The following is a 24,195-nucleotide window of genomic DNA, read 5'->3' as shown; positions in this document are numbered from 1 at the left end:
AGCTCTTCCCCGCCCACCGACCCACCACCCCTCTTCATCCCCCCCTGGGAGGCAGCCCGTGACCTCATATGCCGTTCGTACCGGAGTCTGGTTCATCGGAGCCCGGGGCTCCGTCGCAACCACCGCCACCGCAGGGTGCGCGGCCATCGCGGCAGGGCTCCACCCGCCGACCGGCATGGTCACCGAGACACCGCCCTTCACCGACACCGGACTGCCACCGCTGACCTCCCTGGTCTTCGGCGGCCACGACACCCTCAACTGTCCCCTGCCCAAGCGGGCCGAGGCCCTCGCCGCCGGTGGAGTGCTCCCGTACGGACTGCCCTCGGCCGTCGAAGCCGAACTCACCGCCGCCGACGCGGAGATACGCCCCGGCGGCCCGCTGCCGGGCGACACCCGCACCGACGAGGAGCTCATCACCGCCTTCGCCGCCGACATCGAGGACTTCGCGCACCGCCACGGGCTGGCCCGTACGGTCGTCATCAACGTCGCCTCGACCGAACCCGCCCCCGGTGAGGACGACTCCCGGCTGCCCGCCAGCTCCCTCTACGCGGCGGCCGCACTCCGTGCCGGCTGCCCGTACGTCAACTTCACCCCGTCCACCGGGCTGCGCAGCCCGCACCTCCAGGACGCCGTCGACTCCTGCGGACTTCCCCACGCCGGACGCGACGGCAAGACAGGCCAGACGCTGCTCCGTTCCGTACTCGCACCGATGTTCGTCCAGCGTGCTCTGCCCGTGCGGGCGTGGTCGGGCACGAACCTGCTGGGCGGCGGGGACGGGGCGGCGCTGGCCGATCCGGCGGCGGCGGCCGCCAAGAACGCGGGCAAGGAACGCGTACTCGCCGACACGCTCGGGGCCGCCCCGCAGGGCGAGGTCCACATCGACGACGTACCGGCGATGGGGGACTGGAAGACGGCATGGGACCACATCGCCTTCGACGGATTCCTCGGCTCACGGATGATCCTCCAGACGATCTGGCAGGGCTGCGACTCCGCCCTCGCCGCGCCGCTGATCCTGGATCTGGCCCGGCTGCTGGCCCGCGCCCACGAGAGCGGGCTGACGGGGCCACGGCCCGAACTGGGCTTCTACTTCAAGGACCCGGACGGCGGGCCGGCCGCGCTGCCCGAGCAGTACGCGGAACTGCTGGCCTTCGCCGAACGTATGCGGGCCGCCCGGTGAAGCCGCTGCGGCTGTTCGCCGCCGCGGCAGCGACGCCGGGGCTGCTCGGCGCCCGCCGGGCGGCGCCCCCGGACAGCCTGTCCGGTGCGGGCGGGACTGCGCCCGCACCGGACAGGCCCGGCGCCCGCGCGCGCCTGCGGGCCTGGGCGGAACTGCTGCGTGTGTCCGCACTGTTCAGCGTGCCCGGCGACGCCCTCGCCGGCGCGGCTGCCGTCGGCCTGCGCCCCGGCCGGGGGACGGCACTCGCGGTCGGCACGTCACTGTGCCTGTACGAGGCGGGCATGGCGCTCAACGACTGGGCGGACCGGGAGGAGGACGCCGTCGACCGCCCGCACCGCCCGATCCCCTCGGGCCGCGTCGCGCCGGGGGCAGCCCTGGCCGCGGCGGGCGCCCTGACGGCGGCGGGCCTGGCCCTGGCGGCCCGCGCGGGCCGCCCCGCCCTGGCGGTGGCATCCGGACTGGCGGCCACGGTCTGGGCCTACGACCTGCGCCTCAAGCACACGAAGCTGGGACCGGCCGCCATGGCCACCGCCCGCACCCTGGACCTGCTGCTCGGCGCGACGGCGGCCACCGGCGGGGGAGGGGCCGCCACGGCTCCCCGGCCGGCCACCGCCTCCGGCCGGCCACCGGTCCCCGCCCGCGCACCCTCCGCCGCGCTGCCCGCCGCCCTCGTGCTCGGCGCGCACACCTACGCCGTGACCGCCGTCTCCCGGCACGAGGCGCAGGGCGGTTCCACTGCCGCACCGCTGGCGGCCCTGGCCGCTGTCGCCGGACTGGGAGCCGCCGTCCTGCGCGGCCGGCCGACGCCGGGGGAGCCGCCCCGCACCCCCGCCGGACGGCTGCTGCTGCCCGCCTTCACCGGCGCCTACCTCCGCACCTCCGCGGTCCCGTTGTTCCACGCCGCCCTCAACCCGTCCCCGCCCCTCACCCAGCGCGCCGTCGGCGGCGGTATCCGGGCGATGATCCCGCTGCAGGCCGCACTCGCCGCCAGGTCCGGGGCACCCGTCGGCGGGCTCGCGGTCATGGGGCTCGTCCCTCTCGCCCGCGCGCTCGCCCGGAAGGTGAGTCCCACATGACCCTTCGCCTCGGCTACGGAACCAACGGCCTGACCGATCTCCGCCTCGACGACGCCCTCGGTCTCCTCGCCGACCTCGGCTACGACGGGGTCGGCCTGACCCTCGACCACATGCACCTCGATCCGCTCGCCCCTGACCTCGCAGCCCGCACCCGCCAGGTGGCCCGCAGGCTCACCGTCCTGGGCCTCGGTGTCACCGTCGAGACCGGCGCGCGCTACGTCCTCGACCCCCGGCGCAAACACGGCCCGTCCCTCCTCGACCTCGACCCCGGGGCCCGTGCGGCCCGCACCGCGCTGCTCGTCCGTGCCGTCGAGGTGGCCGCCGACCTCGGCGCCCACGCCGTGCACTGCTTCAGCGGTATCACCCCGCCGGACACCGCCACGGACACCGCGTGGCGGCGGCTGACCGAGGCACTCGCCCCCGTACTGGACGCCTCCGACCGCGCGGGTATCCCCCTCGCCATCGAACCGGAACCCGGCCACCTCCTGGCCACGCTCGCCGACTTCCACCATCTCCGCACCCTCCTCGGCGACCCGGGCCCGCTCGGGCTGACCCTCGACATAGGCCACTGCCAGTGCCTGGAACCCGCCTCGCCCGTCGACTGCGTGAAGGAAGCCGCGCCCTGGCTGCGTCACGTCCAGGTCGAGGACATGCGCCGCGGCGTACACGAACACCTGCCGTTCGGTGACGGCGAGATCGACTTCCCGCCGGTGCTGGAAGCGCTCGACTCCACCGGCTACGCCGGCCTCACCGTCGTCGAACTGCCCCGGCACTCCCACGCGGGCCCCGAACTCGCCCGCCGCTCCATCGACTTCCTGCGCCGGGCCACCGGGACGACGAACGGAGCCGCACCGTGCTGATCAGCCGCAAGGAACTCGACGACCAGCTCCGCGGGGCCGCCAGGGCCTGGCTCGACGAAGCGCTCGCCGAGGCCGCACACGCAGCGGCCCACCCCGACACCGGCACCGGCTCCCCTCCCTGGGAGCTTCGGTTCGCCTCGGCGGGCCGGCACTGCGGACTGGAGCACGCCGACTCCGTACGCGCGCTGCTGCTCGTCGAAGCCCGTGCGGGGCTGCCGGCCGTGACCAGGCTGTACGAACAGGGCACCGCCGCCGAGCGCCGCGCCGTCCTCCTCACCCTGCACCGGCTCGACCTCGGCGCCGCCGCACTCCCGCTCGTCGAGGACGCCCTGCGCACCAACGACACCCGGCTGGTCGCGGCGGCCGTCGGCCCGTACGGCGCGTCCCACCTCGACACGCACGGCTGGCGGCACGCCGTCCTCAAGTGCCTCTTCACCGAGGTCCCCGTCGAGGCCCTCGACCGGCTCGGCGAGCGTGCCCGTGGTGACGCCGAACTCGCCCGCATGCTGCGCGACTTCGCCGCCGAACGCACCGCGGCCGGCCGTGCCGTGCCCACAGGTCTGCGGACCGTCCTCGACCTCACGGCCCCGGCGCCCGCCCCGGCCCCCACGGAGGAGTCCTGATGCGTATCTTCGACCCCCACATCCACATGACCTCCCGCACCACGGACGACTACCAGGCGATGTACGACGCCGGGGTCCGGGCGCTCGTCGAACCCTCCTTCTGGCTCGGCCAGCCCCGCACCTCGCCCGCCAGCTTCTTCGACTACTTCGACGCCCTCCTCGGCTGGGAACCCTTCCGCGCCTCCCAGTACGGCATCGCCCACCACTGCACGCTCGCCCTCAACCCCAAAGAGGCGAACGACCCCCGCTGCACTCCCGTGCTGGACGCACTGCCCCGCTACCTCGTCAAGGACTCCGTCGTCGCCGTCGGTGAGATCGGCTACGACTCGATGACCCCCGCCGAGGACACCGCCCTCGCCACCCAGCTGCAGCTCGCCGCCGACCACGGACTTCCCGCGCTCGTCCACACCCCGCACCGCGACAAGCTCGCCGGCCTGCACCGCACCATCGACGTCATCCGCGAGTCGGACCTCGCCCCGGAGCTGGTCCTGCTCGACCACCTCAACGAGACGACCGTGCAGGACGCCCTCGACAGCGGCTGCTGGGCCGGCTTCTCCATCTACCCGGACACCAAGATGGACGAGGATCGCATGATCACGGTCCTGCGGAACCACGGCACCGACAGGATCCTGGTCAACTCGGCCGCCGACTGGGGCAAGAGCGACCCGCTGAAGACCCGCAAGGTCGCCGACACCATGCTGAAAGCCGGATTCGACGAGGACGACGTCGACAAGGTGCTCTGGCGCAACCCCGTCGCCTTCTACGGGCAGAGCGGCCGGCTCCAGCTCGACACCGTCGCCCCCGGCCCGCTCCACGAGGGCAACTCCATCCTCCGCGGCGGGGAGTGATCCGTGCGCTTCCGCCACCCCGACGGCTCCACCGTCCACCTCGCGTACTGCACCAACGTGCACCCCGCCGAGACCCTCGAAGGAGTCCGCGCCCAGCTGCGCGACCACTGCGAGCCCGTACGCAGGCGGCTCGGCCGGGACCGCCTCGGCATCGGTCTCTGGCTCGCCAAGGACGCCGCCCGCGCCCTGATCAACGACCCCGCCGCACTGCGCTCGCTGCGTGGCGAGCTCGACCACCGCGGACTCGAAGTGGTCACCCTCAACGGCTTCCCCTACGAGGGCTTCGGAGCCCAGGAGGTCAAGTACCGCGTCTACACACCGGACTGGACCGACCCCGAGCGGCTCGCCCACACCACCGACCTGGCCCGGCTGCTCGCCGCCCTGCTCCCCGACGACGTCACCGAAGGCACCATCTCGACCCTGCCGATCGCCTGGCGCACCCCGTTCGCCGACGACCCCACGGCGGCCGGAATCGCACAGAAGGCGCTCACCGCTCTCGCGCAGCGGCTCGACGCCCTCGCCGAACTGACCGGCAAGTCCGTCAGGATCGGCCTCGAACCCGAACCGGGCTGCACCGTGGAGACCACCGCCGACGCCATCGGGCCCCTCACCGCGGTCGGCCACGACCGCATCGGCATCTGCGTCGACACCTGTCACCTCGCCACCTCCTTCGAGGACCCGGACACCGCGCTCGACGCCCTGAACACGGCGGGGGTCCGTGTCGCCAAGGCTCAGCTCTCCGCGGCGCTGCACGCCGAACACCCGCACCTGCCCGAGGTGCGTGCCGCCCTGGGCGCCTTCGCCGAACCCCGGTTCCTGCACCAGACACGCACGCTCACCGACTCGGGGCTGCGCGGGACCGACGACCTCGGCGAGGCGGTCTCCGGTGGCGCGCTTCCCGACAGCACGCCCTGGCGCTCGCACTTCCACGTCCCCCTGCACGCACCGCCGGCGCCTCCGCTCACCTCCACCCTCCCCGTCCTCCAGTCCGTGCTGGACCGGCTCGTCGGCGGACCCGCTCCCCTCACCCGCCACCTCGAAGTCGAGACGTACACCTGGCAGGCGCTACCCGCCGAGCTGCGACCGCGCACCCGCACCCAGCTCGCCGACGGCATCGCCGCCGAACTCACCCTCGCTCGCGACCTCCTTGTCGACCTCGGACTGAAGGAGCTTCCTTGACCGCCCCCGAAGCCGGTACGCGCCCCACCCCGCTCCTGGTCCTCGACGTCGTCGGCCTCACTCCCCAGCTGCTCCGGCACATGCCGAACCTGAGGGCCATGGCCGGAGCCGGCGCACAAGCCCCCCTCTCCACCGTCCTGCCCGCCGTCACCTGTGCCGCCCAGTCCACCTTCCTCACCGGCACCACCCCCTCCGAGCACGGCATCGTCGCCAACGGCTGGTACTTCCGCGAACTCGGCGACGTCCTCCTGTGGCGCCAGCACAACGGACTCGTCGCCGGTGACAAACTCTGGGACGCCGCCAGACGTGCCCACCCCGGCTACACCGTCGCCAACATCTGCTGGTGGTACGCCATGGGCGCCGACACCGACTGGACCGTCACCCCTCGCCCCGTGTACTACGCCGACGGCCGCAAGGAACCCGACTGCTACACCAGGCCCCCGGGCCTGCACGACGAACTGACCGAGAAGCTCGGCACCTTCCCCCTCTTCCACTTCTGGGGCCCCGGCGCCGACCTCGTCTCCTCGCAGTGGATCATCGACGCCACCCGGCACATCCTCGCCACCCGCACCCCCGACCTGGCCCTCTGCTACCTCCCGCACCTCGACTACGACCTCCAGCGCTACGGCCCCGACGACCCCCGCTCCCACCGGGCCGCCGCCGACCTCGACCGGGCCGTGGCACCCCTGCTCGACGACGCCAGGGCCGAGGGCCGCACCGTCGTCGCCCTCTCCGAGTACGGCATCACCCGGGTCGACCGGCCCGTCGACATCAACCGGGCCCTGCGCCGCGCCGGCCTGCTGGAGGTCCACACCCAGGACGGCATGGAATACCTCGACCCGATGGCGTCCCGCGCATTCGCCGTCGCCGACCACCAGCTCGCCCACATCTACGTGCGCCGGCCCGAGGACCTCGAAGCGACCCGGGAAGCCCTCGCGGACCTTCCCGGCATCGAGCAACTCCTCGACGACGAGGGCAAGAAGGCCCACCACCTGGACCATCCCCGCTCCGGCGAACTCGTCGCCGTAGCGGAGAAGGACGCCTGGTTCACGTACTACTACTGGCTCGACGACGACCGCGCGCCCGACTTCGCGCAGCTCGTCGAGATCCACCGCAAGCCGGGCTACGACCCTGTGGAGCTCTTCATGGACCCCCAGGACCCCTACGTCCGGGTCAGAGCCGCCTCCGCGGTCGCCCGCAAGAAGCTCGGGATGCGCTACCGCATGGCGGTCGTCCCCCTGGACCCCTCACCTATTCGCGGAAGCCACGGCCGCCTTCCCACGAGCGACGACGAAGGTCCGCTCATCCTCTGCTCCACCCCCCAGGCATTCTCCGGCCGTGTCCAGGCCACCGAAGTGAAGTCCTTGCTGCTCCAGCTTGCCGGACTGCACTGACAATCCGCCCCGCCCGCACGTTCACAGGGAGATCAGTGATCATGAGCCGCACCCCGAAGGACCCCGAGCTCGCACGCAGACTCAGCCGCCGCAACGTCCTGGGCGTCGCTGCCGGAGCCACCGCCGCCACCCTCCTCAGCGGCGCCGCCGCCCAGGCGTCGAGCCCGCAGGGCGGCCAGGGGCCCGGCCACGGACACGGTGACGGCCACGGCAAGGGCCGTGCCGTCCTGCCTCCCGGCCGCCTCGGCATCCAGCTGTACAGCCTCCGCGACAAGGTCTCCACCCTCGGTTTCGCCCCCGTCTTCGCCGAACTCGAGAAGTACGGCTACGACGAGATCGAGTTCGCCGGATACACCCAGGGCTCGGCCGGCCCCATCAAACTCGCCCAGCTCAAGAGGCTGGCCAAGGACCACGGCCTCACCCCCATCGGCAGCCACGTCAACTACTACGACGACAACAACCCCGATGCCTACTCCTTCGCCCAGAACCTCACCAAGGTCCTCGACGAGGCGGAAGCCCTCGGCATCAAGCACATCGGCACCGCCTCCGGGCCCTTCCGCTACGGCTCCACGGTCGACGGCTGGAAGCGCGCCGCCGAGGACTTCAACACCTACGGCGCCGCCGCCCGCAAGCGCGGCATGAAGTTCTACCAGCACAACCACGCGGAGGAGTTCTCCTTCGCCACCGACAAACCGAAGGTGCGTCTCTACGACGTCCTGCTCGCCGAAACCGACCCCGACCTCGTCTATCTCGAGATGGACATCTACTGGGCGTTCTGCGCCCAGTTCCGCTTCGGTAAGCGGGTGGACGGCACACCAGCCCCCTTCAACCCCATCGACTACGTACTCAAGCAGCCCGACCGCTACCCCCTCTTCCACGTCAAGGACGGCACGCGTGACGACTCCGTCCGCGACGGCTACAGGATGACGGACGTCGGCGACGGGGACATCGACTACAAGAACTTCCTCAGCCGGGTCACCGCACGCACGCACCGCGGCCGTACCTACCACCACTGGCAGACCGAGCACGACAACCCGGTCGAGTCCCTCGCCTTCGCCCGCAAGTCCAGCGAGCACCTGCACTCGCTCCGCGAGGGCCGCTGCGGGGAATGACGCCTGACGGCACACACGCGTGGGGCCCGGTTCCAGGAACCGGGTCCCACGCGTGTGCTGCGGGTGTGCGATCAGTCGGTCTCCCGGATTATCGGGGCCGGGCCGGCCTTCACCAGCGGGTTGCCCTTCCGGTCGCGGCCGGGTGCTGCGAGGAACAGGGCGAGGAATCCCGCGAAGAACGAGATGCTGCCCGCCAGGATGAAGGCGCCGTTGAGCCCCCAGGCGTCGACGACCATGAAGCCCATCCCCGCTCCCAGTCCGGAGACGAGCTTGGAGCTGTAGACCATGCCGTAATTGGTGGCGTTGTTGTTCTCACCGAAGTAGTCCGCGGTCATCGCGGCGAACATCGGGAAGATGGCGCCGCCGCCGAAGCCGGAGATCGCGGAGAAGAGCAGGAACAGAGGCAGGCTCTTCATCTCGGCCGCCCATATGATGCCGAACTGAGCGAGCCCCAGGATGACGCAGACGTACAGCAGGCACTTCTTGCGGCCGTAGAGGTCGGAAAGCCAGCCGATGACGCCGCGCCCGGTGCCGTTGACGATCGCCTTGAGTGACATCGCGGTGGCCACGATCCCGGCGGCGAAGCCCGCGTCCTGGCCGATGTCGACCTGGAAGGCGATACCGAAGATGTTCACGCCGGAGGTACAGGCGAGACAGCACCACATGAGCGCCACGCGGCCGGTCCTCCAGGCCTCGCCCGGGGAGTACTGCTTGATGGCCGGCGGGTTCTTCTCCAGCGCACGGCGGGCCCGCGGGTCCTCGGGCGGGTTGAGCGGGTCGATCTCGGAGGGCCACCAGTTCTTCGGCGGGTCCCGGAAGAAGAAGCCGGCGCAGGCCACGAGCGCGGCGAGGAAGACGCCCGCCGAGACCAGGACCCACCTGAAATTGGTGATGTCCATGAATCCGGTGAAGATGAAGACGAACGGGACCGAACCGTAGGCGAAACCGCCGTTGACGAAGCCCGTCTTGCCGCCCCGGCGCTCCGGGTACCACTTGCCGACCATGTTGACGCAGGTCGCGTAGACCATCCCGGCGCCCATGCCGGAGAACACACTGAAGCCGATGTACGCGAAGATCACGTGCGGCGCGTACGCCAGTGACAGGTAGCCGAGGAGGGTGCCCGTCGCGCCGAGCATCATCGCCCAGCGGGCCGGCAGCTTGCCGGTCTCCCGCAGCCTGCCCGCGGGCATGGCGACCGCGGCCTGGAAGAACACCCAGACGGTCATCATCCAATAGATGTGACCGCTGTCCCAGTTGTGTGCGTGGTGCAGCGTGTCCTCCGCCGACGCGAAGGCGTACTCAGCCGAGCTGATGCCCATCATGCCGACCCACGGCAGGATGACCATCCACTTGCGCTTGCGGCCCATGATGTCGATGTCGCTCTCGCCGAGCCGGTAGGTCCGGCCGTTGGCGTCCGTCACCTCCCTGTAGGGGACGGATGTGGAGAGGTCTGTTGTCGTCATGTCGATCGAACCCCTTGCGTGGAAGAAGTCTGGCCAGCGCCCCCTGCCCGTTCTCACTTCTCGCGGGGGCCCGCGGCGGAGCGGTACGCCGCAGACCCCGTGGTTCGAGCCGTCGTCATCAGGTCATCGGCCACCGCCCAGCAACCCGGCGGCCCTGGCCCACCTGTACTTCGCACCGAGTACGGCGACCGGACGCTCCGTGGTGTACGGATACGCGACGACGCCCCGCGCGAACAGGTACGCGCACGCCTCCTCGACCTCCGTGTCGCCCGCCAGCGACGCCACCACCGGCTTCTCGATCCCGCGTGTCCGGAACTCCTCCACCACCCGGGCCGTCAGTTCGGCGAAGACCATCGGCGGGGTGACGATCGTGTGCCAGTAGCCCAGCACCAACGCGTGGATCCGCGGATCCTCCATCCCCAGCCGGATCGTCGCCTCGTACGTCGACGGCGGCTCACCGCCCGTGATGTCGATCGGGTTCCCGGCCGCGCCGAACGGCGGGATGAACGCCTTGAACGCCGTGTCCAGATCCGGCGGGATCTCCATCAGTGAGAGCCCGTTGTCGACGATCGCGTCCGACAGGAGCACCCCCGAGCCTCCCGCCCCCGTGATGATCACGACGTTGTCGCCCTTGGGTGCCGGGAGCACGGGCAGCGCCCGCGCGTACTCCAGCATGTCGTGCAGACCAGGCGCCCGGATCACCCCCGCCTGCCGCAGGATGTCGTCGTACACGGCGTCGTCCCCGGCCAGCGCCCCCGTGTGGGAGCCCGCCGCCTTGGCACCCGCGCTCGTCCGCCCCGCCTTCAGGACCACGACGGGCTTCTTGCGCACGGTCGCCCGCGCCGCCTCCACGAACGCCCGCCCGTCCTTGAGGTCCTCCAGGTGCATCGCGATGCACTCGGTGTTCGGGTCCTCGCCGAACCAGGTCAGCAGGTCGTCCTCGTCGATGTCGGACTTGTTGCCGAGCCCGACGATCGCCGACACCCCCGTGTTCGTCGACCGCGCGAATCCCAGGATCGCCATACCGATGCCGCCGGACTGGGAGGTCAGCGCCACCGGGCCCCTGACGTCGTACGGGGTGCAGAACGTCGCGCAGAGATCCTGCCACGTCGAGTAGTAGCCGTAGATGTTCGGCCCGAGGAGCCGCACGCCGTACTGCTCGCCGATCGCCACGATCTCGTCCTGCAGGGCCTGTTCGCCGGTCTCGGCGAAGCCGGACGGGATGAGAACGGCGTTGGGGATTTTCTTGCGGCCCACCTCCTGGAGCGCCGACGCGACGAACTTGGCGGGGATCGCGAAGACCGCCACATCCACCTCACCGGGCACGTCGGTGACACTCTTGTACGCCTTGCGGCCAAGGATGTCATCGGCCTTGGGGTTCACCGGATGGATCTCGCCCGTGAAACCACCGTCGATGAGGTTGCGCATCACCGAATTGCCGATCTTGCCCTGCTCGTTGGAGGCGCCTATGACCGCCACGGAGCGCGGCTCCATCAGCCGGCGCATCGACACGAGGATCTCCTCGCGGCTGTAACGGCGCCTTACCTTGGCCTCCTCTGTCGTCAGCAGTATCCGGATGTCGGCGGCGACCGCCCCGTCCGGCGACGCGATGACGGGATTGAGGTCGACCTCGGCGATCTGGGGGAAGTCCGTGACCAGTCGGGAAACCCGCCGGATCTGCTCCGCCAGCGCCCACCGGTCCACGGCAGGCGCCCCGCGCACCCCCTTCAGGACCTCCGCGGCGCCGATCGAGTCGAGCATCGACCGTGCCTCGTCCGCGGTCACCGGGGCCAGCCGGAAGGTGATGTCCTTGAGCACCTCGACCAGGACCCCGCCGAGGCCGAACGCCACCACCTTCCCGAAGGTCGGGTCGGTGACCGCCCCGACGATGACCTCCTGGCCGGGCGGCACCAGCTGCTGCACCTGCACGCCCTCGATCCGCGCGTCCGCCGCGTAGGCCTTGGCGTTCTTCACGATGGTGCAGAACGCCGCGCGCACCTCCTGCGCGCCCGCCACCCCGATTACGACGCCGCCCGCATCCGTCTTGTGCAGGATGTCGGGAGATACGATCTTGAGGACGACGGGCCCGCCGAGCCGGTCGGCCAGCGCCACCGCTTCGTCGACGTCACGGGCCAGGCCCTCACCCGGCACCGTGATCCCGTACGCGTCGGCGATGATCTTTCCCTCCGGTGCGGTGAGCGCACTGCGCCCCTCGCCCCGGACGCGTTCGAGCAGTGCCCTGACGCGTTCCTGCTCCTGTGTCTCGACTGTTCCGGCCATGCTCAGATGACTCCGTTCGTCTTCAGCAGCAGCAGTTCCTCGTCACCCAGGCCCAGTTCGCCGACGTAGACCTCCGCGTTGTGCTGACCGAGCAGCGGGGAGGTGACGATGTCGACGGGGGAGTCGGACAGCTTCAGCGGGCTGCCGACCGTGGTGAAGGTGCCGCGCTCGGGGTGTTCGACACGGACCACCATCTCGTTGGCGGCGAGTGACTCGTCCTCGACGATCTCTTTGGTGGAGAGGATCGGGCCGCACGGGATGTTGTGCGCGTTGAGCTGTTCCAGGACGTCCCACTTGGGGAGCGTCGCCGACCACTCCTCGATCAGCTGGAACATCTTGCCGAGCTTCGGCAGCCGGGACTCCGGCGTCGCCCACTCGGGGTCGTCCGCCAGTTCGGGCCGGCCGATGAGCGTGGACAGAGGCTTCCAGCCGACCGGCTGCACGATGACGTAGACGTAGTCGTTGGGCCCGCCCGGCGCGCACTTCACCGCCCACCCCGGCTGGCCGCCGCCGCTGGCGTTGCCGCTGCGCGGCACCTCGTCGGCATCGGCCGTGTCCTGGGCGTTCGGGTACTCGGCGAGCGGTCCGTGCTCCAGCCGCTGCTGGTCGCGGAGCTTGACCCGGCACAGATTGAGCACCGCGTGCTGCATCGCCACGTTCACCCGCTGCCCGCGCCCGGTGGTCTCGCGCTGGAACAGGGCGGCGAGGATGCCGGCCACCGCGTGGATGCCCGTGCCCGAGTCACCGATCTGGGCGCCGGTGGCGAGCGGCGGTCCGTCGGCGAATCCGGTGGTGGACATCGAGCCGCCCATGGCCTGCGCGACGACCTCGTACGCCTTGAACTTGGTGTACGGGCCTTCGCCGAAGCCCTTGATGGAGGCGTAGACGATCCGGGGGTTGATCTCCTGGATCCGCTTCCAGGTGAACCCCATGCGGTCCACGGCGCCCGGGCCGAAGTTCTCCACCATCACGTCGCTGCGGCGGATGAGCTCGGTGAGGATCTCCTTGCCGCGCTCGCTCTTGGTGTTGAGGGTGATGCTCCGCTTGTTGCAGTTGAGCATCGTGAAGTAGAGGGAGTCGACGTCGGGCAGATCCCGCAACTGCTTGCGGGTGATGTCGCCGCTCGGCGCCTCCAGCTTGACCACATCCGCACCGAGCCAGCCGAGCAGCTGGGTGGCGGAGGGACCGGACTGTACATGCGTCATGTCGAGGACACGCACGCCCTCAAGAGCTTTGGTCATGCCAACGGCTCCTCTGCTACTTGTACATGGTCTGGTTCATCGTTCCGGGGGCGTACGCGTCCGGGTCGACCCAGACGTTGATCAGCGAGGGCAGACCCGACTCACGCGCCCGGCGCAGCGCGGGGGCGATGTCCGCGGGGTCGCGCACCTCTTCGCCGTAACCGCCCAGCATCTGGGCGAACTTGTCGTAGTGGACGTCCCCGAGGGTGTTGCCGACCCGCTCGCGTTCGTCGCCGTACTTGGCCTTCTGGCCGTAACGGATCTGGTTCATCGAGGAGTTGTTGCCGACGACCCCGACGAAGGGAAGGTTGTAGCGGACCAGTGTCTCGAAGTCCCACCCGGTGAGGGAGAACGCGCCGTCGCCGAACAGCGCCACCACCTCCTTGTCGGGCCTGGCCTGCTTGGCAGCAAGCACGAACGGCACCCCGACCCCGAGCGTGCCGAGCGGGCCCGGGTCCATCCAGTGGCCGGGGGTGCGGGGCTGGACGACCTGCCCGGAGAAGGTGACGATGTCGCCGCCGTCCCCTATGTAGATGGAGTCCTCGGTCAGGAAGTCGTTGATCTCGCTCACCAGCCGGTACGGGTGGATGGGTGAGGCGTCCGACTTCAGCTGGGGCAGCCGCTTCTCGATCGCCGTCTGCTCGGCGGCCCGCAGTTCGTCCAGCCACGCCTTGCGCAGAGCCGATCCGCCGTTGAGCCGGCCGCTCGCGGCCTCCGTGACGGCCTTCAGGACGATCGAGGCGTCACCGACGATCCCGAGGTCGATGTCGCGGTTCTTGCCCACGGTGCGGTAGTCGAGGTCGATCTGGACGACGGTGGCATCGGGCGAGAGCCGCTTGCCGTAGCCCATCCGGAAGTCGAAGGGCGTCCCCACGATCACGATGAGGTCGGCGTTGGAGAACGCGTAGCGCCGCGAGAGCTGGAAGTGGTGCGGATCGCCGGGCGGCAGGGTGCCGCGGCCCGCGCCGTTCATGTAAGCGGGGATGTTGAGGGTCCGTACGAGCTCGGTGGCCGAGTCCGTGGCCCGTGTCGTCCAGACCTGACTGCCCAGCAGGACGGCTGGCTTCTCGGCGTGGACGAGGAGATCGGCCAGCTTCTCGATGTCGGCCGGATCGCCTCCCGCGTGGGTGGACGCGCGGTACCGGCCGGCTTCGGGGACCCGTGCCTTGCCTGCCGGCACCTTCGCGTCGAGCACATCGCGCGGGATCTCCAGGAACGACGGCCCGGGGGCCCCGTGGAAGCACTCCCGGAACGCCATCGACACCATGTCCGCCGCCCGCGCGGTGTCCGGCACTGTGGCCGCGAACTTGGTGATCGGCGTCATCATGTCGACGTGCGGCAGGTCCTGGAGCGAACCCATCTTGTGCTGGGTGTGCGCCCCCTGACCACCGATCAGGAGCATCGGTGACTCCGCGCGGAAGGCGTTGGCGACGCCGGTGACGGCATCGGTCGTCCCCGGGCCCGCCGTGACGACGGCGCACCCCGGCTTCCCGGTGATCCGGGCGTAGCCGTCGGCCGCGTGGGCGGCCACCTGCTCGTGCCGTACGTCGACGACCTCGATGCCCTCGTCGACGCAGCCGTCGTAGATGTCGATGATGTGGCCGCCACAAAGGGTGTAGATGCGTTCCACCCCCTCCGCCTTGAGTGCCTTGGCGACCAAGTGCCCACCGGAGATGAGGTTCTGGTTGTCCTGGCTGTCCTCGGGCATGGCGATGTCCTGTCCCTTCGTAGGGGAGTGCGGGAGCCGCTCCGCCGCTCTCGCGGTACATTGCATACAGTCGACGAATACTGTATGAAGCTTGTTATCCCGCATCCGGTGGGTGGTGTCCAGGGGGCGTGCGGCACTTTCACAATCGGCACGATCGGGAGTGGCTATGAATCTGTACGAGCACCAGGCAAGGCAACTCTTCGCGGATCACGGCATCGCCGTACCGGATGCCGAGGTGGTGGACCACCCGTCCGCGGTGCACGCCGCGGCCGAACGGCTCGGCGGCCGTGTCGTCGTCAAGGCGCAGGTGAAAGTGGGTGGCCGGGGCAAGGCAGGCGGGGTGAAGGTCGCCGCGGACCCGGGCGCCGCGGTCGTCACCGCACGCCACATCCTCGGCATGGACATCAAAGGCCATGTCGTCCGTACGGTAATGCTCGCTCAGCCCGTCGACATCGAGGCGGAGTTCTACGTCGGCTACGTCCTGGACCGGGCCGCCGGAACCTTCGTCGCCATAGCCTCGGCGGAGGGCGGCGTGGACATCGAGGAGGTCGCCGCCACCCGCCCGGAGGCGGTGGCCCGGATCCCGGTCGACCCGGCCGAGGGGGTCACGGCGGCCAAGGCGGCACAGATCGCCGAGGCGGCCTCCCTGCCGCCGGAGACCGCACCCGTACTCCAGGCGCTGTGGCAGGTCCTCACCCAGGAGGACGCCCTGCTCGTCGAGGTCAACCCCCTGGTCCGTACCACGGACGGCCGGATCCTCGCGCTGGACGGCAAAGTGACCCTGGACGACAACGCCGCCTTCCGGCAGTCCCGTCGGTCCGCGGACACCGCCGACCCGCACGGGGAGCCGCTGGAGGCGGCGGCAGCCGCCATGGGGATCGACTACGTCAAGCTCGACGGCGAGGTCGGCGTCATCGGCAACGGCGCGGGGCTTGTCATGTCCACCCTCGACGTCGTCGCCGGCTGCGGGGCCCGACCGGCCAACTTCCTCGACATCGGGGGTGGCGCCTCGGCCCGTGTCATGGCCGACGGCCTCACGGTCATCCTCTCCGACCCGTCGGTGAAGTCCGTCCTCGTCAACGTGTTCGGCGGCATCACCGCCTGCGACGCGGTCGCCGACGGCATCGTCCAGGCCCTCGACTCCGTCCACCTGACGAAGCCCCTGGTCGTCCGCCTCGACGGCAACAACGCCGCGCGCGGCAGGGCGATCCTCGACGACCGCGCGCACCCGATGGTCCAGCAGGTCACCACGATGGACGGCGCAGCCGACCGAGCAGCCCGACTGGCCCTGGGAGGAAACTGATCATGGCCATCTTCCTCCGCAAGGAGAGCAAGGTCCTCGTCCAGGGCATGACCGGCGCGGAGGGCATGAAGCACACCAGGCGGATGCTCGCGGCCGGTACCCAGATCGTCGGCGGCGTCAATCCGCGCAAGGCAGGCCGCACCGTGGACCTCGACGACCGTACGGTCCCGGTCTTCGGCTCCGTACGCGACGCGATGGGCGCCACCGGCGCCGACGTCACCGTCGTCTTCGTCCCGCCGCCGTTCGCCGAGGCAGCCGTCGTCGAGGCGGCGGACGCCGGTATCGGCCTGGCTGTCGTCATCACGGAGGGCATCCCCGTCCACGACGCGGTCGCCTTCCACGCCCACGCCACGGCGCGCGGCACACGCATCCTCGGGCCCAACTGCCCCGGGGTGATCAGTCCGGGCCAGTCCAACGCGGGCATCATCCCCGCCGACATCGCGACGAAGCCCGGTCGCATCGGCCTGGTCTCCAAGTCGGGCACGCTCACCTACCAGCTGATGCACGAACTCCGTGAGACCGGCTTCTCGACCGCGGTGGGCATCGGCGGCGACCCGGTGATCGGCACGACGCACATCGACTGCCTGACGGCGTTCGAGAACGACCCGGACACCGAACTGATCGTCCTGATCGGCGAGATCGGCGGCGACGCGGAGGAACGCGCCGCGGCGCACATCGCCCGGCACATCACCAAGCCGGTGGTCGGCTACATCGCGGGCTTCACAGCCCCGGAGGGCAAGACGATGGGCCATGCGGGAGCGATCGTCTCGGGCTCCTCGGGCACAGCCGCGGCGAAGAAGAAGGCGCTGGAAGCGGCGGGGGTCGCGGTGGGCGCCACCCCCACGGAGACGGCCCGCCTGGCGGAGGCCAGGCTGCGCGCCTGACAGCAGAGCCGCCTCCATCAAGCCCGTTGGGGGTCCCCCGGACGAAGTCTGGGGGAGATTGAGGACCGGGGCCTGGGGCGGAGCCCCGGTTACGGGAAGGGGCGGGTAGGGGAACAGGCCCGCCGCAGGCGCCCCACCTGCCCCGCCCCCGCACCCCGCGCCCCGCACCCCGCGCCCCGCCCCCGCACCCCGCGCCCCGCACCCCGCGCCCCGCCCCCGCACCCCGCGCCCCGCACCCGCACCCCGCACCCCGCACCCCGCACCCAGAGCGGAGACCCCATGACACAGACACCCGCACCGACGCCCGCGGCCCCCACCACCCTCACCCTCAAACCAGGGACCGCCTGGCAGGACGCCTGGCAACGCTGTCTCACCACGGCCCCCGAGGCCTTCCAGGACGACCGGGCCCGCAACCTCTGGGCCGCGACGTGGCACCCTGACGGCCGCACCCTCCCCGCCACCAGTCCCGTCGACAACACTTCCATCACCGGTCCGCCCCGCTTGGACGCGGCTGCCGCCCGGCAAGCGGTACGCGCATCCCTTGACCAGCACCGCGCCTGGCGCCACATCCCGCTCCCCGAGCGCCGTGCCCGCGTCTCGGCCACCCTCGACGCCCTGACCGAACACCGCGAACTTCTCGCCCTGCTCCTGGTCTGGGAGATCGGCAAACCCTGGCGCCTCGCACAGGCAGACGTGGACCGTGCCATCGACGGGGTCCGCTGGTACGTCGACCACAGCGACCGGCTCCTGGCCGGCCGCACCCCTCTCGCCGGTCCCGTCTCCAACATCGCCAGCTGGAACTACCCCATGTCCGTGCTGGTCCACGCGCTGCTCGTACAAGCCCTGGCCGGCAACGCGGTGATCGCCAAGACCCCCACCGACGGCGGTGTCTCCTGCCTCACCCTGGCCTGCGCGCTCGCGGCCCGAGAAGGCATTCCGCTCACCCTCCTCAGCGGCAGCGGAAGCGAACTGTCCGAGCCCCTGGTCCGGTCGGCAGAGATCGGCTGTGTCTCCTTCGTCGGCGGCCGTGACACAGGCGCCCGCATCGCCACCGCCGTCGCCGACCTCGGCAAGCGGCACATCCTCGAACAGGAGGGCCTCAACACCTGGGGCATCTGGAACCACACGGACTGGCCGTCCCTCACCGCCGTCATCCCGAAGCTCTTCGACTACGGCAAGCAGCGCTGCACCGCCTACCCCCGGTTCGTCGTCCAGCGCACCCTCTTCGCGGACTTCCTGGCGGCCTATCTCCCCGCCGTGCGCTCCCTCCGGACCGGACACCCCCTCGCGGTGGAGCACCCCTCCGACCCGCTCCCCGTCCTGGACTTCGGCCCTCTGATCAACGCCGCCAAGGCCAAGGAACTCCACGACCAGGTCACCGAGGCGATCGACCGCGGGGCCGTCCCCCTCCATCAGGGATCCGCGGCGGACGCCCGCTTCCTCCCCGGCCAGGACACCAGCGCCTACCTCCACCCGGTCACGCTCCTGAACCCGCCTCCGTCCTCGCCCCTCCACCACGCGGAACCCTTCGGCCCGGTCGACACAATCGTCCTGGTCGACACCGAGGCCGAACTCCTCTCCGCCATGAACGCGTCGAACGGGGCCCTGGTCGCGACCCTCTCCACCGACGATCCGGTGACGTACGAGCGATTGGCCCCGCAGATCCGAGCCTTCAAGACCGGGCACAACAAGCCACGTTCCCGGGGTGACCGCGAGGAGCTCTTCGGCGGCTTCGGCGCCTCCTGGCGCGGTGCGTTCGTCGGCGGTGAACTGCTCGTGCGGGCCGTCACCGACGGCCCGGGGGAGGAGAGACTGCCGGGCAATTTCCCGGACTACCACCTCATGCCCTGATGCCGCGGCGGGCGTGGGCCTCGCAGCGCGTGGGCCCACGCCGCCGACAGGCCGAGGCCGTTGCCGAGCCGGTTACAGCACGCCCGCCTCCCGCGCCGTCCACACCGACGGCACCAGCGGGCGGTAACCCAGTTCGTGACGGATGCGGGTCGTCGACATCACGCTGTGCCAGGGGTCCGGGACGTCCTTCTCGTACGCCTCCTGCGGCACCGGCAGGCCATGGAACCGGAAGAGGTCGACCATGGTGACCGGGGCGTCGTCGGCGATGTTGTAGACAGCGTGCGCCCCGGGCGCGTACAGCAGCCGCTGCAGGCCTTGCGCCACGTCCATGTGGTGACCCATGTGCAGGCGCTGCATGGCGGGCCAGTCCGGTGCCCACTTCATCACGTCGGTGAGATGCGGGTCCCCGTCTCCGTACACGAACGGCAGCCGGCCGATGCGGAGGTCGTTCAGGCCGTCCAACGCTCCGAGTGCACACTCCGCCTCCCACTTGGACTCGGGGTAGACGCCCCACAAGTGACTGCCCGGCACCGTCTCGTCGTCCTCCACCAGCGCCCTGCCCCGCCCCGCGCCGTACACGAGTCCGGTGCTGACCTGCACGAACCGCCGCACGCCGGAGGCCACCGCGGCCCGGCCGAGCTCGATGGCCGCGTCGCGGTTCACTGCCCGCGCCTCCTCGTCCGGCACCCCGCGGAACGCGGCGGCGACGTTCACCACCGCGTCCACACCGGCCGTCGCCTTGCCGAGCACCTCCACGTCACGCAGATCGCCGACCAGCACCTGGGCGCCGAGGTCGGCGAACCGCGCGCCGCGCGCCGCGTCCCGCACCAGGATCCGCACCTCGTCGCCGGCCGCCGCGCTCCGCAGCAGCCGCGGCACGAACCGTCGCCCGACCTGGCCCGTCGCTCCTGTCACCAATGTCAGCATGGCCGCCTCCTCGTTGTCGTAGCCATGCCCGAAGCGTGCGGGAGCGGCGGCAACTGCGGGAGAGACGCGTGTATCCAGGGACCGGCACTCCCTGGATACGCTTCCGGATCCAGGGGATCCTGAAACCGTGGACCGAACCGAACTCGCCGACTTCCTGCGCCGCTCCCGTACCCGTCTGGCCCCCAGCGACGTGGGCCTGAGCGCGGGTCCGCGGCGCCGCACCCCGGGCCTGCGCCGCGAGGAGGTGGCGCAGTTCGCCGGGATGTCCACGGACTACTACACGCGGCTGGAACAGCGCCGCGGTTCCCACCCGTCGCGGCAGCTGCTCACCGCTCTCGCCCGCGCACTGCGGCTCACGGACACGGAGCGTGACCACCTGTTCCACCTGGCGGGCGAGGAGCCGCCCCGGCCGGGCGGTTCCTCGGACCATGTCCGTCCGGGGCTGCTGCTGATCCTGGACCGGCTGCACGACCTCCCGGCGATGGTGGTGAGCGACTGGGGCGGGGTGCTCGCGCAGAACACCATGGCGGTGGCCCTGGCCGGCGACCACACCGGGGCGAACCTGATCCGCCGGTGGTTCACGGTGCCGGGTGGGCGGGACCTGTCCCCGCCCGGGAACCACGAGCAACACGCCCGCGCGCACGTGGCAAGCCTGCGGGCGGTCGTAGGGGCCCGCCCCGACGACTGCGGCCCCGCCGCACTCGTTGCCGAACTCCGTTCCAAGTCGCAGGAGTTCGAGGAGCTGTGGAAGTCGCACGATGTCGTGGTGCGCCGCCCGTCGCCGAAGAGGTTCCTGCACCCGGTGGTCGGCCTCCTCGACCTCGACTGCGACGTGCTGCTCAGCGACGGCCACAGCCAGCAGCTCGTCGTGCACTCGGCGCGGCCGGGCACGCCGACGCACGAGCGGCTCGAACTGCTGCGGGTCGTCGGCCTTCAGGACCTGAGCCCCAGCTCGCGGGAGAGGCTGACTTGATCTTCAGCGGCCCCTCGCGGCCGCGCACCTCCGGATCTCCTCGCCCGCGAGATCCTGGAGGCCCGAGCCCGGAAAGCACGTCGCGTACGCGGCACACCACGGAACGTACGCACGTCCACGTCGGACCTGCCCGAGGGGAACCCGCACCGCACTGACCACCGAAAACGCAGGTGAGAGGCACCCCAAACCCCTGGTATTGTTTTCTTTGTCGCCACGGGGAAGCCCTCGGGACGACAAACACCTTGTCCGGGTGGCGGAATGGCAGACGCGCTAGCTTGAGGTGCTAGTGCCCTTTATCGGGCGTGGGGGTTCAAGTCCCCCCTCGGACACCAGGTAGGAACAGGAACCCCACTTCGGTGGGGTTTTTCTGCGTTCCGAGGCCGTGGCGTGCAGGACGCCGACGAAAGCCCCGGCCGCAGGTGGATCGCGGCCGGGGCTTCCACGGCGTCAGCCGGAGGCGGTTTCCACCATGGCCGGTTCGGTCAGCTGCACGGGTTCCGTGCCGGGCGAACTGTGCCGTGCCGCCCAGTTCTCCAGTGCCGTGCGGCAGGCATGGTCCAGGTGGTGGAGGCCGGAGAGATCCAGTTCCACGGGCCGGTCCTGGGGCAGGTCCTCCAGACTGTCGAGAATCTTCGGCAGCTTCAGGAAGGTCGCGTTCCCCGACAGGTACGCCTGGACGGGGCCCGCCCCCTTGTCGATGACGTTCATGGTGACGTGTGAGGCGTCCCAGGCCGTCTTGGCGACGGAGAGCGCCAGGCCGATCAGCACGCCCTCGAACATGTTCACCGTGACGATGGCCACGGCTGTCGCCACCAGGATGAGTGCCTCGCCCCGGTGTTCGCGCCACAGCGTCGCGATGGTACGCAGCGGAATCAGTTTCCAGCCCGCATGGACGAGGATTCCCGCCAGGGCCGGCAGCGGGATCAGTGCCAGGGCCGCCGGCAGCAGCGCCGCGAAGAGCAGCAGCCACACGCCGTGCAGGACCCGGGACGCCTTGGTCTTCGCTCCCGCCTGGACGTTGGCGGAGCTGCGGACGATGACCGCGGTCATCGGCAGTGCGCCCAGCAGCCCGCAGACGGCGTTTCCGGTCCCCTGGGCCATCAGCTCCTTGTCGTACTGCGTGCGCGGCCCGTCGTGGAGCCGGTCGACGGCAGCCGCGCTGAACAGGCTCTCGGCGGAGGCGATCAGGGTGAAGGCCAACACCGTCCCGAGCACGCTCACGCTCGCCAGCTGGCCGAACGCGTCGAGCCCGGGCAGCTGGACGGCATCGAGCAGGCCGCGCACCTCGACTTCGGCGACCGGCAGGCTGAACACGAGTGAGGCGAGCGTGGCCAGTGCGACCGCGGCAAGAGCGCCGGGGACGGCCCTCACCCGCTCGGGCATGTGCTTCCACAGCACCATCACCGCGATGGTGCCGGCGCCGACCGCGAGCGACGTGAGCGCCTCGGTGCTGACGGCGGCGTCCGCCAGAGCCCCGGGAAGTCCGGCTATCTTGCCCAGCCCGGAGGCCGGGGCCTCCAGGCCGGCCGCCGCGTAGAGCTGGCCCGCGATGAGCACGAGCCCGATACCGGCGAGCATGCCCTCGACGACCGAGACCGAGATGGCCCGGAACCAGCGCCCCAGCTTCAGGGCGCCCATGGCGAGCTGAAGCAGCCCGGCGGTCAGCACGATCACTCCGAGAGCGGCGAGCCCGAAGCTCCGGACGGCTTCGAAGACCAGCACGGTCAGACCGGCGGCCGGCCCTGACACCTGAAGGCTGCTGCCACGCATGAAGCCTGTGACGAGGCCACCCACGATGCCGGTGATCAGCCCCAGCTCCGCCGGCACACCGGAGGCCACGGCGACGCCCACGCACAGGGGCAGGGCGACGAGGAAGACGACGATCGAGGCGGTGAAGTCCTGCCGCAGATGGGGAAACGTCATTCGGCGTTCCATACCGGCCTTCACAGCGTCTGGAAGGTGTCGGAGGCCGCGTCGTGCGTCAGTACGGCTCCAGTGTGCACCTCGTAGAACCAGCCGTGCAGACGCAGTCGTCCTCCGGCCAGACCGTTGTCGACGCATGGATAGGAGCGCAGCCTCAGCAACTGCGTCAGCACGTGGTTCTTCACGGCTTCGGCCACGGCCGGGTCTCCCACCGCTCCTTCGGGGCGGGAAGACGAGTGCGCGAGCCAGTCGCGCACAGCGGGCACCGCGGTCAGGTCGTCGCCGCGCACCAGAGCGCCGACGGCGCCGCAGTGCGAGTGGCCGCAGACGACGATGTCCGTGACGCCGAGCACCTCCACCGCGTACTCCACGGTGGCTGCCTCGCTGGTGGGCTGCCCGGGAGCGTACGGGGGGACGATGTTGCCGGCAGTCCGCAGTTCGAAGAGTTCACCGGGGCGGGCGCCGGTGATGAGGGCGGGCACGACCCGGGAGTCCGAGCAGGTGATGAACAGGACCTGCGGGGACTGGCCTTGGGCCAGTTGGGCGAACTCCTCAGGACGCTCCGTGGACCGCTCGCGGAAGGATCGGGCGTGATCGATGAGGGGTTGCATACTTGTTGTTCCTCCTGGCGCGCAGCTGAAGGCGCGTCGGCGTACGTACGAGAACAGTGGTGCGGGCGGGCACGGCGACATGAACGCACGTCGCCGCTCCTGGCGGTGCGGAGCCTGCGGGCGAGGTCTGTAGCGCCGCGGATCAGCTCAGCAGCGGAACACCTGAAGCACGGCAGGAGAGAGAGAGGCCGAGGGTGTGCGGTGCGGGTCGGCCGCCGCGATGAGTGCCGCGGTCGGGGGCCGGACGGAGGTGTCACCTGTAACCAGGCAGCGAGAGAGGGTCTCGGGGACGGACTGGACCACAGCGCGGTGCCGGTCGCGGGTGTGCAGCAGGCCGTTCGGCTCCCGCTCCTGGCTCGGCGGACCGCACGGGGTGTACTCCTGCCAGGCCGGCGTCACATCCTGGCCCGGGAGGCCGACCGAGTGCGTTTCCGGAGAGCCGGCGGGGGACTCCTGGGCGCTGTAGGCGGATGAGGAGGGGGCGGCAGGGACCGGAAATTGCACGGCCAACAGGATGGCGGTCAGGATCGAGATCACGATCCGGGCCGTCGCATCTCGCACTGCGCCTCCTCCCGTACTTCGTCTGCTGTGCCAACGACGTTAACAGGTGGAAATTCCTGTCAGGTTAATCTCGTGTGAAGAATGTGGAAGTAGAGCATTGGAAGGGTGAAATTATCCGTGCCGAAAGCGCATTGAGCAGATAGGTGACCATCAAGTCGCCTTGCATGTCGCGCCTCGGGGCGGACGGTGGGCGGTCCACGC

General features: G+C 70.6%; 20 protein-coding genes and 1 tRNA gene. 13 read left to right on the top strand and 8 right to left on the bottom strand.

Annotation, left to right across the window (positions count from 1 at the left end; all coding sequences use genetic code 11):
* Positions 1-58: 58 nt before the first annotated feature.
* From ACWD04_RS10410 to ACWD04_RS10375, 8 genes are read left to right on the top strand one after another with little or no spacing between them, the layout of a single operon-like run.
* Positions 59-1,177 carry an inositol-3-phosphate synthase gene (locus tag ACWD04_RS10410; RefSeq protein ID WP_451130171.1) on the top strand — a complete coding sequence of 373 codons (1,119 nt, stop codon included), beginning with the start codon at positions 59-61 and terminating at the stop codon, positions 1,175-1,177.
* Positions 1,174-2,253 carry an SCO3242 family prenyltransferase gene (locus ACWD04_RS10405; RefSeq protein ID WP_451130169.1) on the top strand — a complete coding sequence of 360 codons (1,080 nt, stop codon included), beginning with the start codon at positions 1,174-1,176 and terminating at the stop codon, positions 2,251-2,253. The genes ACWD04_RS10410 and ACWD04_RS10405 overlap by 4 nt, the downstream gene beginning before the upstream one ends.
* Positions 2,250-3,113 carry a sugar phosphate isomerase/epimerase family protein gene (locus ACWD04_RS10400; RefSeq protein ID WP_451130167.1) on the top strand — a complete coding sequence of 288 codons (864 nt, stop codon included), beginning with the start codon at positions 2,250-2,252 and terminating at the stop codon, positions 3,111-3,113. Before ACWD04_RS10405 ends, ACWD04_RS10400 begins: the two co-directional genes overlap by 4 nt.
* On the top strand, positions 3,107-3,736 hold the full coding sequence (locus ACWD04_RS10395) for an EboA domain-containing protein (protein ID WP_451130165.1): 630 nt from the start codon (positions 3,107-3,109) through the stop codon (positions 3,734-3,736). Before ACWD04_RS10400 ends, ACWD04_RS10395 begins: the two co-directional genes overlap by 7 nt.
* Positions 3,736-4,584: a TatD family hydrolase gene (locus tag ACWD04_RS10390; protein WP_451130163.1), complete on the top strand. Its 849-nt coding sequence runs from the start codon at positions 3,736-3,738 to the stop codon at positions 4,582-4,584. The genes ACWD04_RS10395 and ACWD04_RS10390 overlap by 1 nt, the downstream gene beginning before the upstream one ends.
* Positions 4,585-4,587: 3 nt before the next feature.
* On the top strand, positions 4,588-5,763 hold the full coding sequence (eboE, locus tag ACWD04_RS10385) for a metabolite traffic protein EboE (RefSeq protein ID WP_451130161.1): 1,176 nt from the start codon (positions 4,588-4,590) through the stop codon (positions 5,761-5,763).
* Positions 5,760-7,157, top strand: coding sequence for an alkaline phosphatase family protein (locus ACWD04_RS10380; protein WP_451130159.1), 1,398 nt, complete (start codon positions 5,760-5,762; stop codon positions 7,155-7,157). The genes eboE and ACWD04_RS10380 overlap by 4 nt, the downstream gene beginning before the upstream one ends.
* A 41-nt stretch (positions 7,158-7,198) precedes the next feature.
* Complete coding sequence (locus ACWD04_RS10375; protein ID WP_451130157.1) at positions 7,199-8,269, top strand: sugar phosphate isomerase/epimerase family protein; 1,071 nt, start codon at positions 7,199-7,201, stop codon at positions 8,267-8,269.
* Between the two features lie 71 nt (positions 8,270-8,340).
* Here ACWD04_RS10375 and ACWD04_RS10370 read toward each other — a convergent pair whose 3' ends face one another.
* The 4 genes from ACWD04_RS10370 to ACWD04_RS10355 form a co-directional block, all read right to left on the bottom strand.
* Positions 8,341-9,732, bottom strand: coding sequence for an OFA family MFS transporter (locus ACWD04_RS10370; RefSeq protein ID WP_451130155.1), 1,392 nt, complete (start codon positions 9,730-9,732; stop codon positions 8,341-8,343).
* 123 nt (positions 9,733-9,855) lie between these two features.
* On the bottom strand, positions 9,856-12,012 hold the full coding sequence (locus ACWD04_RS10365; protein WP_451130153.1) for an acetate--CoA ligase family protein: 2,157 nt from the start codon (positions 12,010-12,012) through the stop codon (positions 9,856-9,858).
* A gap of 2 nt (positions 12,013-12,014) precedes the next feature.
* Positions 12,015-13,253 carry a formyl-CoA transferase gene (gene frc / locus ACWD04_RS10360; protein WP_451130151.1) on the bottom strand — a complete coding sequence of 413 codons (1,239 nt, stop codon included), beginning with the start codon at positions 13,251-13,253 and terminating at the stop codon, positions 12,015-12,017.
* A gap of 16 nt (positions 13,254-13,269) precedes the next feature.
* Positions 13,270-14,961 (bottom strand): thiamine pyrophosphate-binding protein, encoded by a 1,692-nt coding sequence (locus ACWD04_RS10355; RefSeq protein ID WP_451130149.1) that lies wholly within the window; start codon positions 14,959-14,961, stop codon positions 13,270-13,272.
* 166 nt (positions 14,962-15,127) lie between these two features.
* Between ACWD04_RS10355 and sucC the strand changes: the two genes are divergently transcribed.
* The 3 genes from sucC (at position 15,128) to ACWD04_RS10340 (ending at position 18,999) form a co-directional block, all read left to right on the top strand.
* Complete coding sequence (gene sucC / locus ACWD04_RS10350; protein WP_451130147.1) at positions 15,128-16,264, top strand: ADP-forming succinate--CoA ligase subunit beta; 1,137 nt, start codon at positions 15,128-15,130, stop codon at positions 16,262-16,264.
* A 2-nt stretch (positions 16,265-16,266) separates the two neighbouring features.
* Complete coding sequence (gene sucD / locus ACWD04_RS10345) at positions 16,267-17,148, top strand: succinate--CoA ligase subunit alpha (protein ID WP_451130145.1); 882 nt, start codon at positions 16,267-16,269, stop codon at positions 17,146-17,148.
* 279 nt (positions 17,149-17,427) lie between these two features.
* A complete protein-coding gene (locus ACWD04_RS10340; protein WP_451130143.1) occupies positions 17,428-18,999 on the top strand; it encodes an aldehyde dehydrogenase family protein in 1,572 nt (523 codons plus the stop codon).
* 72 nt (positions 19,000-19,071) lie between these two features.
* Here ACWD04_RS10340 and ACWD04_RS10335 read toward each other — a convergent pair whose 3' ends face one another.
* Positions 19,072-19,926, bottom strand: a complete 855-nt coding sequence (locus ACWD04_RS10335; protein ID WP_451130141.1) for an NAD-dependent epimerase/dehydratase family protein — start codon at positions 19,924-19,926, stop codon at positions 19,072-19,074.
* A 127-nt stretch (positions 19,927-20,053) separates the two neighbouring features.
* On the opposite strand from ACWD04_RS10335, the gene ACWD04_RS10330 reads away from it, so the two are divergent.
* Positions 20,054-20,899, top strand: a complete 846-nt coding sequence (locus tag ACWD04_RS10330; RefSeq protein ID WP_451130139.1) for a helix-turn-helix transcriptional regulator — start codon at positions 20,054-20,056, stop codon at positions 20,897-20,899.
* Positions 20,900-21,143: 244 nt separating this feature from the next.
* Positions 21,144-21,231: transfer RNA gene (locus tag ACWD04_RS10325), tRNA-Leu, on the top strand.
* A gap of 115 nt (positions 21,232-21,346) precedes the next feature.
* Here ACWD04_RS10325 and ACWD04_RS10320 read toward each other — a convergent pair.
* The 3 genes from ACWD04_RS10320 to ACWD04_RS10310 all read right to left on the bottom strand — a co-directional run bounded on the left by ACWD04_RS10320 (position 21,347) and on the right by ACWD04_RS10310 (position 23,994).
* Positions 21,347-22,834, bottom strand: a complete 1,488-nt coding sequence (locus ACWD04_RS10320; protein WP_451130137.1) for a SulP family inorganic anion transporter — start codon at positions 22,832-22,834, stop codon at positions 21,347-21,349.
* Positions 22,835-22,842: 8 nt separating this feature from the next.
* Positions 22,843-23,433, bottom strand: coding sequence for a carbonic anhydrase (locus ACWD04_RS10315; protein ID WP_451130135.1), 591 nt, complete (start codon positions 23,431-23,433; stop codon positions 22,843-22,845).
* Between the two features lie 147 nt (positions 23,434-23,580).
* Positions 23,581-23,994 (bottom strand): hypothetical protein, encoded by a 414-nt coding sequence (locus ACWD04_RS10310; protein ID WP_451130133.1) that lies wholly within the window; start codon positions 23,992-23,994, stop codon positions 23,581-23,583.
* Positions 23,995-24,195 lie beyond the last annotated feature (201 nt).

The organism is Streptomyces sp. NPDC002911 (assembly GCF_053591835.1).
Note: the sequence above shows the minus strand (reverse complement) of the source record. Positions and strands in the feature narration are given on the sequence as shown.